At 74.4% G+C, this 14,283-nt stretch carries 13 protein-coding genes; 7 read left to right on the top strand and 6 right to left on the bottom strand.

The genetic code is table 11. From position 1 onward, the window contains the following. Window positions 1-175 precede the first annotated feature (175 nt). From RM540_RS07705 to RM540_RS07710, 3 genes are all read left to right on the top strand, one after another. On the top strand, window positions 176-400 hold the full coding sequence (locus RM540_RS07705; RefSeq protein ID WP_311662976.1) for a hypothetical protein: 225 nt from the start codon (window positions 176-178) through the stop codon (window positions 398-400). Window positions 401-404: 4 nt separating this feature from the next. Beyond that, window positions 405-674, top strand: a complete 270-nt coding sequence (locus RM540_RS16500; RefSeq protein ID WP_432280806.1) for a ParE family toxin-like protein — start codon at window positions 405-407, stop codon at window positions 672-674. A 177-nt stretch (window positions 675-851) separates the two neighbouring features. After that, window positions 852-1,127, top strand: coding sequence for a DUF1801 domain-containing protein (locus RM540_RS07710; RefSeq protein ID WP_311663053.1), 276 nt, complete (start codon window positions 852-854; stop codon window positions 1,125-1,127). Between the two features lie 200 nt (window positions 1,128-1,327). Here RM540_RS07710 and RM540_RS07715 read toward each other — a convergent pair whose 3' ends face one another. The 3 genes from RM540_RS07715 to RM540_RS07725 all read right to left on the bottom strand — a co-directional run bounded on the left by RM540_RS07715 (window position 1,328) and on the right by RM540_RS07725 (window position 6,127). Further along, complete coding sequence (locus RM540_RS07715; protein WP_311662977.1) at window positions 1,328-3,070, bottom strand: aldehyde dehydrogenase family protein; 1,743 nt, start codon at window positions 3,068-3,070, stop codon at window positions 1,328-1,330. A 246-nt stretch (window positions 3,071-3,316) separates the two neighbouring features. After that, entirely contained in the window at window positions 3,317-4,972 is a 1,656-nt protein-coding gene (locus RM540_RS07720; RefSeq protein ID WP_311662978.1) for a GMC family oxidoreductase, read from the bottom strand. 225 nt (window positions 4,973-5,197) lie between these two features. Next, a complete protein-coding gene (locus tag RM540_RS07725; RefSeq protein WP_311662979.1) occupies window positions 5,198-6,127 on the bottom strand; it encodes an oxidoreductase in 930 nt (309 codons plus the stop codon). 85 nt (window positions 6,128-6,212) lie between these two features. Between RM540_RS07725 and RM540_RS07730 the strand changes: the two genes are divergently transcribed. After that, window positions 6,213-7,106, top strand: coding sequence for an EamA family transporter (locus RM540_RS07730; protein ID WP_311662980.1), 894 nt, complete (start codon window positions 6,213-6,215; stop codon window positions 7,104-7,106). Between the two features lie 323 nt (window positions 7,107-7,429). Here the strand turns inward: RM540_RS07730 and RM540_RS07735 are convergent, their stop codons facing one another. Continuing rightward, window positions 7,430-7,792 (bottom strand): ferredoxin family protein, encoded by a 363-nt coding sequence (locus tag RM540_RS07735; RefSeq protein WP_311662981.1) that lies wholly within the window; start codon window positions 7,790-7,792, stop codon window positions 7,430-7,432. Between the two features lie 90 nt (window positions 7,793-7,882). On the opposite strand from RM540_RS07735, the gene RM540_RS07740 reads away from it, so the two are divergent. Continuing rightward, window positions 7,883-8,578: a hypothetical protein gene (locus tag RM540_RS07740; protein ID WP_311662982.1), complete on the top strand. Its 696-nt coding sequence runs from the start codon at window positions 7,883-7,885 to the stop codon at window positions 8,576-8,578. A 136-nt stretch (window positions 8,579-8,714) separates the two neighbouring features. Here RM540_RS07740 and ruvB read toward each other — a convergent pair whose 3' ends face one another. Then, the gene (gene ruvB / locus RM540_RS07745) at window positions 8,715-9,767 is read right to left on the bottom strand and encodes a Holliday junction branch migration DNA helicase RuvB (RefSeq protein ID WP_311662983.1); all 1,053 of its coding nucleotides are present in this window, start codon (window positions 9,765-9,767) and stop codon (window positions 8,715-8,717) included. Window positions 9,768-9,947: 180 nt separating this feature from the next. On the opposite strand from ruvB, the gene RM540_RS07750 reads away from it, so the two are divergent. Beyond that, entirely contained in the window at window positions 9,948-10,490 is a 543-nt protein-coding gene (locus RM540_RS07750; protein ID WP_311662984.1) for a LysM peptidoglycan-binding domain-containing protein, read from the top strand. An 82-nt stretch (window positions 10,491-10,572) separates the two neighbouring features. Here the strand turns inward: RM540_RS07750 and RM540_RS07755 are convergent, their stop codons facing one another. Further along, window positions 10,573-11,445, bottom strand: a complete 873-nt coding sequence (locus RM540_RS07755) for a proline dehydrogenase family protein (RefSeq protein WP_311662985.1) — start codon at window positions 11,443-11,445, stop codon at window positions 10,573-10,575. A 118-nt stretch (window positions 11,446-11,563) separates the two neighbouring features. Here RM540_RS07755 and RM540_RS07760 point away from each other — a divergent pair, with 118 nt between their 5' ends. Then, complete coding sequence (locus RM540_RS07760) at window positions 11,564-14,164, top strand: PAS domain S-box protein (RefSeq protein WP_311662986.1); 2,601 nt, start codon at window positions 11,564-11,566, stop codon at window positions 14,162-14,164. The last annotated feature ends 119 nt before the right edge of the window (window positions 14,165-14,283 follow it).

Here is a 14,283-nt window from a genome sequence, read left to right on the forward strand (position 1 = left end):
CAGGCGGACACAGGGCGGCAGCGTCCTCGCTTCGGGCGGGGCGGCGGCGTCTCTGTAGCTTCGGTTCGCCATCGTGCCCTTAGCCCTGTGCCGCTGAGCGGCCCTCTGTTCGGCCGCGTTCGGAACGTTCTACTGCGATGGACTTTCCTTCTACCTGAACCCAACGCTCGGTGCCATGACCCGGCTTCTCGAACAGGCGTTTGATCGCGCGTCTCAGCTACCAGACGAGGAGCAGGACGAGCTTGCCCGCCTGTTCCTGGCAGAGTTGGAATCGGAGGAGCGTTGGGCCGAGTTGTTCGGCCGCCCGGAGTCTGAAGACCTTCTCGAGCGGCTGGCGACCGAGGCACTGGAGGAACATCGAGCCGGGAAGACTCAACCCCTCGACCCCTCAGACCTGTAGAAGCGTGCGGTCCTTCACCCGGCCGAGCTTCTGGAAGCTCTACCACCGGCTTCCTGAGCACGTTCGCCGACAAGCACGGACGTCGTACCGCCTTTTCGAGGAAGACCCGTACCACCCGAGTCTGAGATTCAAGCGCGTCAGCCAGCGCCAGCCAGTTTACTCCGCACGAGTCAGCGGCGACTACCGTGCCGTCGGAGTTCGAGACGGTGACGCGATTGTTTGGTTCTGGATTGGTCCGCACCACGAGTACGACCGCTTGTTGAAGGGGCTGTAGTCGCAGGCGCGGTAGAACCCGCCGTTGAGGCCAACACAGGGCCATCAGCGTGTTCTTCCCTGAGCGGGGCGGCGGCGTCTCCGTCGCTTCGTCCGCCCAACCCGCCCCGCCATGCCTACCTCCATCGACGAGTTCGTTGCCGAGCTGCCCAGTGATAAGCGCTAGATCGTCCTCGCCCTGCGAGAAGCGGCGGAGGACGCAATCCCCGACGCGCCCCAAGCCGTCGAATACGGCGCGCTCTGCTTCCTGAAGGGGAAACGCGCCTCGGTCGGGATCGCGCCGTACACGAACCACGTGTCGCTCATCTTCGACCGGGGCGCGGAGATGGAGGACCCGGCCGGCGTGTTGGAGGGGACTGGGGCGCTCCGCCGGCACATCACCATCCGCGACAAGAGCGAGATCGCAGGCCTGCCGGTCGAGGAATACGTCGGAGAGGGCTACAGGCTCGAATGAGCCATCCGTTCGGGGCGCCAGGACACCCGCCGTGGACCACCCCGCCCCCGGCGGGCGGGGCGGGTCCTCCCGCACACCGCGGTTGCTCCCCAGCCGCCACCCCGCCCCAGGGAGGCCGAACGGCGCCGCAGAAACACCGCCACGGCGTTCGCACTGGGGCGGGGCGGCCACCCCGCCCACGTTCGGGCTGGGCGGGGCGGCTACCCTCGGAGGGCGGCCGCGAAGATGCCCGGCAGCCGGAGCGGGCTCGGGTCCGCCGCGAAGTGCGTGAGGCGGCGGCCGGTCGCCTCGGCCGTCTCGTTCGTCACGAACCACAGCGGCTTCGGGGCCGTGTGCGTCTCGCCGAGCAGGAGCGAGCGCGGGAACGGCGCGAACGGCCCCGACACGACCGTCTTCTGCGGCCGCTCGAACAGGTACGCGTTGTGGACGATGCCCGTCCCGCTCTGGATGTCCTGCCGCTCGTGGCCCGGGAACGCGCCCCACGTGCCCTGGGCGATGAAGAAGCCCACGCCGCTCCACGCGTTGACCCCGATCGTCCCGTAGCGGAGCCGCGCGATGGCGTCCCAGAAGCGGTCGCCCAGGCGCCGGAGCGTCCGCGGGTGGATGAGGACGGTCGCGCCGAGCGTGCCGGCGACGTGGTCGTTGCAGAAGTCGACGGCCCGGTCGAGCCACTCGCCCGCGTCCTCGTCGCCCGCCCCGCCCGGGAGCGACGTCACGGCGAGGGCGCCGCCGAAGACCTCCTCGGTCAGCGCGTAGGTGTCGTCCGGCGGCACGTCGGCGACGAGCGTGCGGGCTCCGGTCGGGCCGAGCCGCTCGGCCGAGTCGGGGTAGGCCGCGTGGAGGGCGTCGACGCGGTCGCCGGCGCCGGGGTAGTAGGCCGGGCGGTCGGGGAGCTCGCGGAGCGTGCGGCGGACGGCGTGGACGAACGCCTCGCGCTGCGGCCACGCGCGCGGGACCACGGCGGCCTGGCTCGCGATGCAGTTGAACCCGCCGTTGTGCATCTTCTGCGACGCCACGTTCGCCGCCTGGAAGTCCAGGTCCGGCTCCGACCAGTCGCCCGGGACGACGAGCACCGGGCTCACGCCGCCCAGTTCGCTCGTCACGCGCTTCGAGATCTGCGGCTCGTCGCGCGCCTTCCGCCCCGCCCCGCCCGTGCCCGTGCCGTAGACGATGGCGTCGTGGGTCTGGGCGCTGCCCGTCACGTGGATCTCGTCGACGAGGTCGTGGCGCGTCAGGTGCTCGCCCACGTCGACGCCGCCGTAGGCGAAGCGGAGGAAGCCGCGGTCGACGAACTCGGCGAAGACCTCTTCGAGGACCGGCCCGAGGTAGCTGTTGACCGGGTTCATCTTGAGGACGACGACTTGGCCCTCGGCGTACAGCTTGTAGAGCACGTCGAGCGGGGCGATGGCCGCGATGTTGCCGGCGCCGAGCACGACGGCGACGGCGCCCTCGGGCGCGGGCTCGTCGTAGAACGTGGCCATCGTCTGGGGGAGCGAGGCCGGCGTCACGCCCGGCTCCATCCACACGTCGACCTCCATGCCGCTGAACAGGAGGTGGTCGTAGGCGCCGTCCGGGAGCACGCGGACGAGCGTCTGGCCGTCCGGCCGCTGCCGCGTCTTGCCCTCGACCAGCTCGTGGAGCGTGCCGGCCTGGACGTGCTCGAGCGTCCGTGCGAGCGGGGCGACGTAGTTGGCGACGGCCCACGGCCCCGTCGTCCACTCCTCGCCCCGCAGCGGCGAGCCCTCGGGGAGCCCCTTGGCGCGCGAGGCGACCGTCACCCACCGCCCCGCCGCCCGGCCGACGCGCTCGGGGAGCCGGTTGAGCAGGTCCACCTTCTGCGGGATCGGGAGCCGCGCCCACTCGGTCGCGTGCGCCGCGAGCTCGCGGAGCGCGGCGTCGATCTGGTCGGTGGGCGTGTCGGCGGGGCGGGGCGGGAGGTCCATGGCGGGAGCGGCGGGTGACGAGCGATGAGCGACGGGTGACGGGCAAGAGCGCCACCCCGCCCGTTGGCGGTCTGCGGGGCGGGGTGCGGCCGCCCCGCCCTCGCGGCAGGGCGCGTCTGGACGGCCGTAGGGACACGGCTCGCCGTGTCCGCGGGGTGGCAGGTCGTCGGGGCGGGGCGGTGCGTGTGCGGGCGGGGCGGCGGTCCCAAACGCGCGCCACCCCGCCCCTGTGCGCGGGCGGGGTGGCTAGGCAGCGGCGGCCGCGGCGGCCGCCGGGGCGCGCTCCAGGATGAGGTCGGCCGCCTTCTCGGCGATCATGATCGTCGGCGCGTTCGTGTTGCCGCGCGTGAGGGTCGGCATCACGCTCGCGTCGACCACGCGGAGGCCGGCGACGCCGCGGACGCGGAGGGCGGGGTCGACTACGGCCCGGTCGTCGGTCCCCATCTTGCACGTCCCGACGGGGTGGTAGAGCGTCTCGGAGTGGGCGCGGAGGAACGGGCCTATCTCGGCGTCGTCGGTGAGCACGCGCTCGGGCTCGTAGGGGCCGGCGTTGACGTCGGCGAAGGCGTCGGCGTCGGCGATCTGCTGGCCGAGGCGGAGCGCCCAGATGCTCCGGCGGAGGTCCTCGCCGGCCTCGTCCGAGAAGTAGCGCGGGTCGATGAGCGGCTTGGCCCGCGGGTCGGCGCTCCCCAGGCGGACCGTCCCCCGGCTCGCGGGCGTCAGGACGAGGCCGGCGACCGAGTAGCCCGACTCGCCCGGCGGGTTCCGCGTGCCGTGGCCGAGGAAGAAGCCCGGCGCAAAGTGGTACTGGACGTCCGGCGCCTCCAGGTCGGGCGACGAGCGGACGAACGCCCCGCCCTCGGCCACGTTGCTCGTGAACGGGCCGGTCTTGCGCGCGAGGTAGGTGAGCAGGTTGCGCCCCGCGTGCCGCAGCGACTCGGCCGCGTCGAGCGTGCCGCGGTCCGTCGTGTGCCGCGTGACGCCGTGGACGAGGTGGTCCTGGAGGTTCTCGCCCACGCCCGGCGCGTCCAGCACGACCTCGACGCCGTGCGCCTTCAGGTGCGCCGCCGGGCCGATCCCGGACAGCATGAGCAGGTGCGGGCTCCCGAACGCGCCCGCCGCGAGGATCACCTCGCGCGCGGCCCGCGCCGTGACGGCCTCCCCGCCCCGCTCGACCACGACGCCCGTGGCGCGCGTCCCGCCCTGGCCGTCGCCGCCCGGCGTCTCGAACACGACGCGGTGCGCGAGCGCGTCGGTCCAGACGGTCAGGTTGGGGCGGCGGCGGGCGGGGTGGAGGTAGGCCCGCGCCGCGCTCCACCGCTGGCCGCCCTTCTGCGTCACCTGGTAGAGCCCGAAGCCCTCCTGGCCGCCGCTGTTGAAGTCGTCGTTGCGCGAATAGCCCAGCTCGACGCCGGCCTCGACGAACCGATCCGTGAGAGACGTCGGGCTCCGCTGGTCCGACACTACGAGCGGCCCATCGGTCCCGTGCGCGGGGTCGCCGGTGTGGACCTGCTGGTCCTCGCTCTTGAGGAAGTAGGGGAGCACGGCGTCGGCGTCCCAGCCCTCCGCCCCGCCCTCGGCCCAGCCGTCGTAGTCGGCGGCGTGGCCGCGGATGTAGATCATCGCGTTGATCGACGACGACCCGCCGAGCATCTTCCCGCGCGGCTGGTACAGGCGGCGGCCGCCCAGGTCCTCCTGCGGCTCGGTCCGGTAGTTCCAGTCGCTCGGCCCCTCGAACAGCTTGTGGAATGCGGCCGGGATGAGGACGTTTTTGTCCTCGTCCTCCCCGCCCGCCTCCAGGAGCAGGACCGTGTGCTCGCCCGAGGCCGTGAGCCGGTCGGCCAGCACGCACCCGGCCGAGCCGGCGCCGACGATGACGTAGTCGAAGGTGGAGTCGGGCATGGGGCGGGGCGGCCGGTGGAGAGGCGGTGAAGGTAGTCCAGGTGAACGCCGTTAACCTCGCCGTCCGTTCCCGGCGGCCCCGTCGCGCTCCCGCCCCGCCCCGCCCGTCTCGGCGCGCGCCGCGGGCGGGGCGGCCCGTCTCGTTCGCCACCCCGCCCTGGCGCCCCACGTCGGGCGGGGCGGTCAGCTTCTCCCCTCCTCTTCTCTTCACCCGCTGTCAGGCGGCTAGTCCGAGAGCATCGGCACGCTGGTCAGCCGCTCGCACTCGGCCCAGAGGCGGGCGCGCGTGCCCAGGCTGAGCGCGCCACCCGGCGGGTTCACCTCGACGGGGCGCCCCCACATCTTGTGCCTCGGCCCGAACAACGCGCCGCCGCGCGCGAACGGGTCCGTCCCGGCGCGGAGCTGGGGGAGCGCGCCCTCGGCCGCCGTCATCGCGACGCGGTCCATGCCCAGGCCGTAGAGCGCCTTTTCGAGAACCGAGTCGCTCTCCTCGGCGCTCGTCTGCTGGAGGTTCGTGTTCGAGAGCCCGGGGTGGGCGGACAGCGAGAGCGTCGTCGAGCCGGCGTTCTGGAGCCGGCGGTTCATCTCCAGGGCCAGCATGAGGTCGGCCAGCTTGGACTGGTTGTAGGCCGACCACCGGCCGTAGCTCTCGCGGCCTTGGAGGTCGTCGAACGAGATCGAGCCCGACCACGCGGCGAGGCTGGAGAGCCACACGACGCGGCTGTTGTCGGTCGCGAGGAGCGCGTCGAGGAGCCGCCCCGCCAGCGCGAAGTGCCCGAGCACGTTGACGCCGAACTGCGTCTCGAACCCGTCGTCGGTCTCGCTCCGCGGGATCGCCATGACGCCGGCGTTGCAGTACAGGAGGTCGAGGCGGCCGTACCCGCTCCCGAACCGCTCGGCAAAGTCGCGGACCGAGTCCAGGCTGGCGAGGTCCAGCACCTCGACGTCGACGGCCGCGTCCGGCACGTCGCGGCGGACCTCGGCGCGGGCGTGCTTGGCCTTGCCCTCGTTCCGGCACGCCATGACGACGTGGGCGCCCTTGCGGGCGAGCTCGCGCGTGGTTTCGAGGCCGAGGCCGCTGTTGGCGCCCGTCACGACGGCCGTGCGGCCGGTGAGGTCGGGGATGTCGGCGGCGGTCCAGGAACGGGAGGGCATGGGAGCGGGGTGGGGAGGGCTCGGCCTACGCCCCCGCCCCGCCCGGGTGTCCCGCACGGACCCGCACGGTAGCTTCGCCCCGCCCATGCCTCCGACCCCGCGCCCCGGGCGCCCGCTCTCCCGCCCCGCCCTCGCCGTGCTCGTGGCGCTCGTCATGGCGGCGTTCGCGGCCAACTCGGTCCTCGCCCGCCTCGCCCTGCGGACGACCGCGATCGACGCGGCGACGTTCTCGGCGGTCCGCCTCGCGGCGGGCGGGGCGGTCCTCGCGCTCGTCGCGCGGCGGGGCGGCTCCTGGGGGCGGGGCGGGAGCTGGCCGTCGGCGCTCGCCCTGTTCGTCTACGCCGCCGCGTTCTCGTTCGCCTACCTCGCGCTGTCGGCCGGCGCCGGCGCGCTCGTCCTGTTCGGGGCCGTCCAGCTCACGATGATCGGCTGGGGCCTGGCGCACGGCGAGCGGCTCTCGGCGGCGCAGAGCGCCGGCCTCGCCCTGGCCGTCGGGGGCCTCGTCCTCCTCCTCGCGCCGGGCGTGACCGCCCCGCCCGCCGTCCCCGCGCTGCTGATGGCGGCGGCGGGCGCGGCGTGGGGCGCCTACTCGCTGCGCGGGCGGGGCGCCGTGCGGCCGGCGGCGGAGTCGGCCGGCAACTTTCTGCGGGCGTCGCTCCTCGGCGCCACGCTCCTGACCGTGGCGGCCGCGGGCGGGGCGGTGCGCCTCGACGGCGCCGGGCTCGCCTACGCCGCGCTCTCGGGCGGCGTGACGTCGGGGCTGGGCTACGCCGCGTGGTACGCCGTCCTCCCCGCCCTCCGCACGACGACGGCGGCGACGGTCCAGCTCAGCGTGCCGGTGCTGGCCGCGCTGGGCGGCGCGGCGCTCGTGGGAGAGCCCGTCACGCTCCGGCTGGCCGCCGCGTCAGCGGTGACGCTGGGGGGCGTGGCCGTCGTCGTGCGGGGCGGTGGCGGCCGCCGCGCGCGGCCGCAGACCTGAGGCGGCGTGGGGGAATGCCCGGTGGCCTGGACTGTGCGCAGGAGCACTCCTAGGCCGTTTTCTCAGAGGGCGTTCAGCGTTGGCCTCTAGAACGGCGGGCGGTCTGGTCGGATGTTGTATTCGTCCCCCGCGGACCTCCTTCCCCCAGACCGATGAACGCCCTCCTCGCCCCGCTCCCGTCCCACTTCGCGCTTCGCTCCGCCCTCGCCGTCACGGTGTTCGTGACGAGCTTGATGGCAGTGTTCGGCTAGGACGCGGCCAGGGCCGACAGGCGGGGAGGCGGCCGGAGCCGGCACCGCCCCGCCCCGCCCGCGGAGCGCGAGCTACTCGGCGCCTTCCCAGGTCAGGATATCCTCCTCGTTTTTGGTCTCGGCCTCGGGCGGGGTGGACCACTCGGCGCACTCGGGCAGCTCCGGCTTTTTCTCGGTGATGTTGTACCCGAGCTGCTGCCACTGCGTCGCCAGGTAGGTGTTCCACTCGGCGTAGTGCGCCCATTCGGCGGGCAGCTCGTCGTCGGCGTAGATGGCCTCGACGGGGCACGCGGGGACGCACGCGTTGCAGTCGATGCACTCGTCGGGGTGGATCGCGAGGAAGTTCGGCCCCTCGTAGAAGCAGTCGACGGGGCAGACCTCGACGCAGTCGGTGTGCTTGCAGTTGATGCAGGGCTGGGCGACGACGTACGGCATGGGGCGAATCCGGGCGGGGGGCGTGCCCGTTACCGGGCGGGGCGGGGCGGCGGCTAGACGGTCGCCCTCGCTGACCCACCCCGCCCGCCCGTGTTCCGCGCCCTCGCCCGCCCCGCCCTCCTCCTCGCCGCGCTCGCCGCCGTCTCGGGGTGCAGTGCGTCGAACCGGCTCGGCGAGGTGGCCCTCCCCGGCCGCCGCGTGGCCGTCGCCGCGGCCATCCCGCCGGCGCCGCGCGTCCAGGCGGGGAGCCCGCTCGAGGCCGGCGTCAACCCGTGGGACCCCGTGGGCACGGCCGTCCGCCGCGAGACGTCCGAGGCCAAGCGGCGCCAGGCCGTGCGCGCGCAGGCGCGGCTCGACAGCGTCGTCGCGCGCGTCGACGTGGCCGACCGGATCGCGCGGCGGACGCTGGCGCGGACGGCCCAGGCCCTCGGGTTCGCGCCCGCCGACCGCCCCGCCGACGCCGACTTCGTGCTCGACCTCCGCGTCCGCGACTACGGCCTCGTCGCCGACTCCTTCGAGGGCGACACGTTCTTCGTGCTCGTCGGCGAGGCCCTGTTCCTCGACGCCCAGACCGGCGCCGAGCTGTGGCGGACGGACCTCGACGAGCGCGAGGTGGTCGACCGGACCGTGTTCCGGCTCCCGGCCATCCCGGGCAACGTCGTCACCGGCCGCGCGCTCGCGGCGCTCTCGTCGGGCGAGATGGCCGCCGGCCTCCAGCGCCTGGGCGACCTCGCGGCCGAGCGCATCGCGGCCCGCCTCGTCCGCGACTACGAGCGCTCGCGCTGACCGCCCCGCCCGAGGCGGGGTGGCCCGGAGCCCACTCAAGAAGGGTACAGGGTGCGAGGTACAGGGTACGTGGCCCCGAACGGCCTCCTCGATCCGTACCCCGTACCGAGTACCCTGTACCCACCCGGAGGGTGGCCTACCCGAGCAGCTCGTCGAAGATGTCCGACTGCTTGAGCGGCGGCACGATGTCGAAGTGCTCGTACGCCCGCCGCGTGGCGACGCGGCCGCGCGGGGTGCGCGCGATGAACCCCTCCTGGATGAGGTACGGCTCGTAGACCTCCTCAATCGTTCCCGAGTCCTCGCCGACGGTGACGGCGATGTTCGAGACGCCGACGGGGCCGCCGTCGTGCTTTTCCATGAGCGTGAGGAGGATGCGGGCGTCCATGTCGTCGAGGCCGGCCTCGTCCACGTCGAGCGCGTTGAGGGCGTGGTCGGCCACGGCGCGCGTGACGCGGCCGTCGCCCGGGCCGGCGGCCGTCTCGACCTCGGCGAAGTCGCGCGTCCGGCGGAGCAGCTTGTTCGCGATCCGCGGCGTGCCGCGGCTGCGGCGGGCGATCTCGTGGGCGCCGTCCTCCTCGATCTCGACGTCCATCAGCGACGCGCTCCGGAGCACGATCCGCCGGAGGAGGTCGGCGTCGTAGTAGTCGTACCGGAAGTCGACGCCGAAGCGGGCGCGGAGCGGGGCGGTCAAAAGGCCCTTCCGCGTGGTCGCGCCGATGAGCGTGAACGGCGGGAGCGCGATGCGGACCGACCGCGCGGAAGGGCCGGAGTCGATGAGGATGTCGATCGCGTAGTCCTCCATGGCCGAGTACAGGTACTCCTCGACGACGGGCGCGAGCCGGTGGATCTCGTCGATGAACAGGACGTCGCCCTCGTTGAGGTTCGTGAGCAGGCCCGCGATCGAGGCCGGCTTGTCGAGCGCCGGCCCCGACGTGGTCTTGACCTCGGCGCCCATCTCCTCGGCGATGATGAACGCGAGCGTCGTTTTCCCCAGCCCCGGCGGCCCGCTCAGGATCACGTGGTCGAGCGCCTCGCCGCGCTGGAGGGCGGCCGTGATGAACACGCGGAGGTTGTCCTTGATCTTCTGCTGCCCGATAAAGTCGTCGAGCGCGCGCGGGCGGAGCGCTTTCTCGAGGTCGGCCTCCTGGCCCGGGAGCGGGGCGGAGGCGTCGCGGGGGGCGGTCGTCATGGTGTGCGGGGGCGGTTAGCGGGCAAGGTAGCGTGGCAGGGTGACAGGGCGTGTCACCGCCCCGCCCGCAGGCTCCGCCCCGCGCCGAACGCCCAGGCGGGGCGGTAGGTTGAGGCTGCCCGTTGGGTCTGCCCTCTGGGTCCGCCCCGCCCGCCGCCACCCCGCCCCGCACCGCTCGCCATGCCAACTGCGACCGCCGTCCGGTTCCGCCCCGCCCTCGCCGCGCTCCTCCTCCTCCTCGCGTCGGCGCCCGCCGGCGCCCAGGTCGCCGAGCGGCTGGCCGACCTCCGCTTGGCGACGGCCGTCCGCCTCGCGCTCGTTGACGACGCGCGGACGCGCCCGTTCGACGTCTCGGTCACGGCCCGGGGCGGGGTGGTCGAGGTCGAGGGCGCCGTGCCAGACGCCGACCGGGCCGCGCTCCGAGCCATCGCCCTCGGCGTCCCCGGCGTGCGGCGCCTGGCTGGCGACGCGCCCGCCGGCGCGCGTCCACTCCGCCCCGCCCCGCCCGCTTCGAGCGGGGCGGCGCCTCCGGCCGAGCGGGACAGGGCGGCGGCGCCCCGTTCGGCGGAGCCGGCGGGCGGGGCGGCGTACCACGTCGTCCGGCCGGGCGACACGCTGTTCTCGCTCGCCCGGCGCTACGAGACGACGGTCGAGGAGGTCCTCCGGCTCAACGGCCTGCGCTCGCCGTCGATCAGCGTCGGCCAGCGCCTCCGCGTCCGGTAGCCCGCCCCGCCCATGCGTCGGACCGCGGGCGGGGCGGGGAGGACACGGCCTCTTCTCCTCCCCGCCTCTCCTCCTCATCTGGTCAGGCGCGGACGAGGTTGCGCAGGATGAACGTCACGTTCTCGCGCCGCTCGCGGAGCCGCCGCGAGTAGTACGGGAGCCACTCGGTCCCGTACGGCACGTAGACGCGCATCCGGTACCCGTCGCGCACGATCTGGCGCTGCGTCTCGGGGCGGAGCCCGTAGAGCATCTGGAACTCGAACGCGTCGCGGTCGATGTCGTGCTGCTCGACGTGCTGGCGGACGGCCTCGATCAGCTGGTCGTCGTGCGTGGCGATGCCGGGGTAGCGGCCGTCGTCGAGGAGCGTCCGCGCGAGGCGGCGGAAGTGCCACCGGATCGTCGGCATGTCCTGGTACGCGATCGAGGCCGGCTCGCCGTAGGCCCCCTTGCACAGCCGCACGCGGGCCTGGAGCTCGACCATGCGTGCGACGTCGGCGTCAGTCCGGTGGAGGTACGCCTGGAGGACCGGCCCGACGTGGTCGGGGAAGTCGGGGTAGACGGCCTCGAACAGGTCCAGCGTCGACTGCGTGAGGTCCGAGCCCTCCATGTCGAGCCGGACGAAGAGGTCGGCGTCGCGGGCGCTCGTGAGCACCTCGCGGAGGTTCTGCTCGCACAGGTCGCGGTCGATGACCTGGCCCAGCATCGAGAGCTTGATCGAGATGCCGACGGCGTCGGCCGGGACGCCGCGCTCGTCGCGGAGGCCGGCCAGCCGGCCGACGAGGTCGGCGTAGGCGTCGGCCGCCGCGCCGGCCCGGTCGCGGTCGGCGACGTGCTCGCCCAGGAGGTCGAGCGTGACGAAGAGGCCGTCGTCGAGGAGGGCGCCGAGGGCGGGGAGGGCGGCGTCGAGCGTTTCGCCGGCGACGAACCGGCGGGCGAGCGCAAACGGGAGCTTCATGGCGGCGCCCTCGGGGCGCGAGGTAGAGAAGGTGGAACGGTGTGTGTACAGGCCGGACGTGTACCTCCGCCACCCCGCCCCGGGTCCGCCGGGCGGGGCGGCGTTACGAAACACCCCTATGGAGCCCGCTTCTCCCCCCCGCCCCGCCCCGCCCTGGCTCGACCGCTGGGTTGCCGACGTCGGCCTCGCCGGCCGGCCGGCGGCGGTCCGGCGCGCCCGCGTGGTCGTCGCGAGCGGGGCGCTGCTCCTGGTGGGCTACGCGCTGCTCGCGGCCGGGCTCGTGGCCGGGGGCGCCCCGCTCGCGCCCCGCGTCCAGATCGCCGCGGCCGCGCTCGCCACGGCGCTCGCGGTCGGCCTCGTCCGGTGGGGCGGCCGGGTCCGCGCCGCGGCCGCGCTGCTCACGCTCTCGCTCACGGCGTCGGCCCTGCTCCAGTCGGCCTTTGACGCCGGCATCCGGGACCCCGCCCTGGGCCTCCTCGCGCTCGCCCCGCTCGTCGCGGCCATGACCTCGGGCGCCCGGCTCGCCCTCGCGAACGCCGTCGTGGGCATCGCCGGCGTGCTCGCGCTCTACGCCGCCGGCACGCTCGGCGCCGCCGCCCCGCCCGCCTCGACGGCCGACCAGCTCGACGTCTACGCCGCCCTTATCGTCTCGTGCGTGGCGCTCGCCTCGGCGCTCGCCGGGGTGCTCTACGACCGCCACGTGGGCCGGGCGCTGTCCGAGGCCGAGGGCGAGGCGGCCCGGCTCCGCGACGCGCTCCGCGCCTCCGACGCTCGGCACCGCTCCCTCTTCGACCATATCCCCGTCGGGATGTACCGGACGTCGCTGGGCGGGGAGGTCCTGCTCGCGAACGCGTCGCTGGCCCGGATGATCGGGGCGGCCTCCGCCGACGCCGCCTGCGGCCTCAACGTGGCCGCGGTCTACGCCGACCCGCAGGACCTCGAGCGGTTCGGCGCGCTCGTCCGCCGCGACGGCGAGGTCCGCCGGTTCGAGGCCCGGTGGCGCGCGCCCGACGGCGGCACGCGCCACGTCCGCATCAGCGGGCGGGCCGCGGTCGACGCCGACGGCGCCCCGCTCTACCACGAGGGCACGGTCGAGGACATTACGGCCGAGCGCGAGGCGCGCGAGGCCCTGTTCCAAAGCGAGGCCCGGTTCCGGGCGCTCGTCCAGCGCTCGACCGACGTCGTCGTCGTCGTCGACCGGGCGGGGCGGCTGACCTACGTGAGCCCGTCCGTCACCGGCCTCCTCGGGCGCTCGCCCGAGTCGCTCGTCGGGACCAACATGATCGGGGTCGTCCACCCCGACGACCGCGACGAGGCGGCGGCCGCCGTCGAGGCCGCGGCCGTCGTCCACGGCGCCCGCGCCGAGATCCGCGTGTGCCACGCCGAGGGCCACTTCGTGTTCGTCGAGGCCGCCGGGACTCCGCTCTACGACGACCCCAGCGTGCGCGGCCTCGTCCTCAACCTCCGCGACGTGACCGAGCGGAAGCGGGCGCAGGCCGTGCTCGTGCAGGCCAAGCGCCAGGCCGAGGAGGTGGCCCTGCTCAAGAGCACCTTCCTGGCCAACATGAGCCACGAGATCCGCACGCCGCTCACGGCCATCCTCGGGTTCTCCGACGTGCTCGCCGAGGAGATCGGCGACCCCCACCTGAGAGAGTTCGCCGACCTGATCGCGCGGAGCGGCCGGCGCCTCATGGACACGCTGAACTCGGTGCTCGACCTGGCCCGGCTCGAAGCCGGCCGCGGCGACCTCGAGGCCTGCCCCGTCGACGTGACGGCCCTGGCCGAGGAGACGGCCGAGATGCTCCGCCCGACGGCGGTCGACAAGGGGCTGGCGCTGGAGGCCGTCGTCGAGCGGCGCCCGCTCGTGTCCGTGCTCGACGAGGCCGCCCTCGCTCGCGTGCTCCACAACCTCGTCGCCAACGCCATCAAGTTCACGCCCGAGGGCTCGGTCACGGTCGCCGCCCGGTCCGAGGGCCGCTCGGTCGTCGTCGAGGTCCGCGACACGGGCATCGGGATCGAGGAGGCGTTCCTGCCCAGCGTGTTCGGCGAGTTCGAGCAGGAGTCGAGCGGGACCGAGCGGACGCATGACGGGGCCGGCCTGGGGCTGGCCATCTCGCGCCAGCTCGTCGAGCGGATGGACGGGACGATCTCGGTGGCGAGCGAGAAGGGCGTGGGCACGACGTTCACGATCACGTTCCCGGCCGTGGGCGCCGAGCCCGACGGCCCCGACCGGCGCCCCCTCGTCCTGGTCGTTGACGACCAGCCGCAGGCCCGCGAGGTCGCCCGCCGCGCGCTCGGCGACCGGTTCCGCGTGGCGCTCGCCGAGAGCGGCCCGGCGGCCATGGAGGCCGTCGCCGAGGAGCGGCCCGTGGCCGTGGTCCTCGACATCCACCTGGGCCGGTCGATCTCGGGCGAGGACGTCATGCGGACGCTCCGCGAGACGCCGGCGTTCGCGGGCCTCCCTCTCGTGGCCGTGACGGCGTACGCGCTCTCGGGCGACCGCGCGCGCTTCCTGGCGAAGGGGTTCGACGCCTACGTCCGGAAGCCGTACGACCGGGGCGTGCTCGTCGAGGCCGTGATGCAGGCCATCTTCGACCGGGACGAGGCCGCGGCCGACCGCCCCGCCCCGCCCGCCGCGCTGGCTGGCGCCGACCACCGGTTCGTCGCGCGGACGGCCGCCCCGCTCGTGGAGGCCGGGCCGAGGAGAGAAGAGGTGTAGAGGAGACGAGGCAGAGAGGCGAACCTGCTCGACCTCTCTTCCTCGTCTCCTCCTCCCGCGGGCGGGGTGGGGAACCGCTCGCGGGCGGGGCGGCGTCCCCCCGCGCCCACCGCCCCGCC

The organism is Rubrivirga litoralis, assembly GCF_031846415.1.
Lineage (GTDB): Bacteria > Bacteroidota > Rhodothermia > Rhodothermales > Rubricoccaceae > Rubrivirga > Rubrivirga litoralis.

Coding starts and splice junctions, on each gene's coding strand:
- RM540_RS07705 (WP_311662976.1), top strand. CDS start 176: ATGACCCGGCTTCTCGAACAGGCGTTTGATCGCGCGTCTCAGCTACCA.
- RM540_RS07715 (WP_311662977.1), bottom strand. CDS start 3,070: ATGGACCTCCCGCCCCGCCCCGCCGACACGCCCACCGACCAGATCGAC.
- RM540_RS07720 (WP_311662978.1), bottom strand. CDS start 4,972: ATGCCCGACTCCACCTTCGACTACGTCATCGTCGGCGCCGGCTCGGCC.
- RM540_RS07725 (WP_311662979.1), bottom strand. CDS start 6,127: ATGCCCTCCCGTTCCTGGACCGCCGCCGACATCCCCGACCTCACCGGC.
- RM540_RS07730 (WP_311662980.1), top strand. CDS start 6,213: ATGCCTCCGACCCCGCGCCCCGGGCGCCCGCTCTCCCGCCCCGCCCTC.
- RM540_RS07735 (WP_311662981.1), bottom strand. CDS start 7,792: ATGCCGTACGTCGTCGCCCAGCCCTGCATCAACTGCAAGCACACCGAC.
- ruvB (WP_311662983.1), bottom strand. CDS start 9,767: ATGACGACCGCCCCCCGCGACGCCTCCGCCCCGCTCCCGGGCCAGGAG.
- RM540_RS07750 (WP_311662984.1), top strand. CDS start 9,948: ATGCCAACTGCGACCGCCGTCCGGTTCCGCCCCGCCCTCGCCGCGCTC.
- RM540_RS07755 (WP_311662985.1), bottom strand. CDS start 11,445: ATGAAGCTCCCGTTTGCGCTCGCCCGCCGGTTCGTCGCCGGCGAAACG.
- RM540_RS07760 (WP_311662986.1), top strand. CDS start 11,564: ATGGAGCCCGCTTCTCCCCCCCGCCCCGCCCCGCCCTGGCTCGACCGC.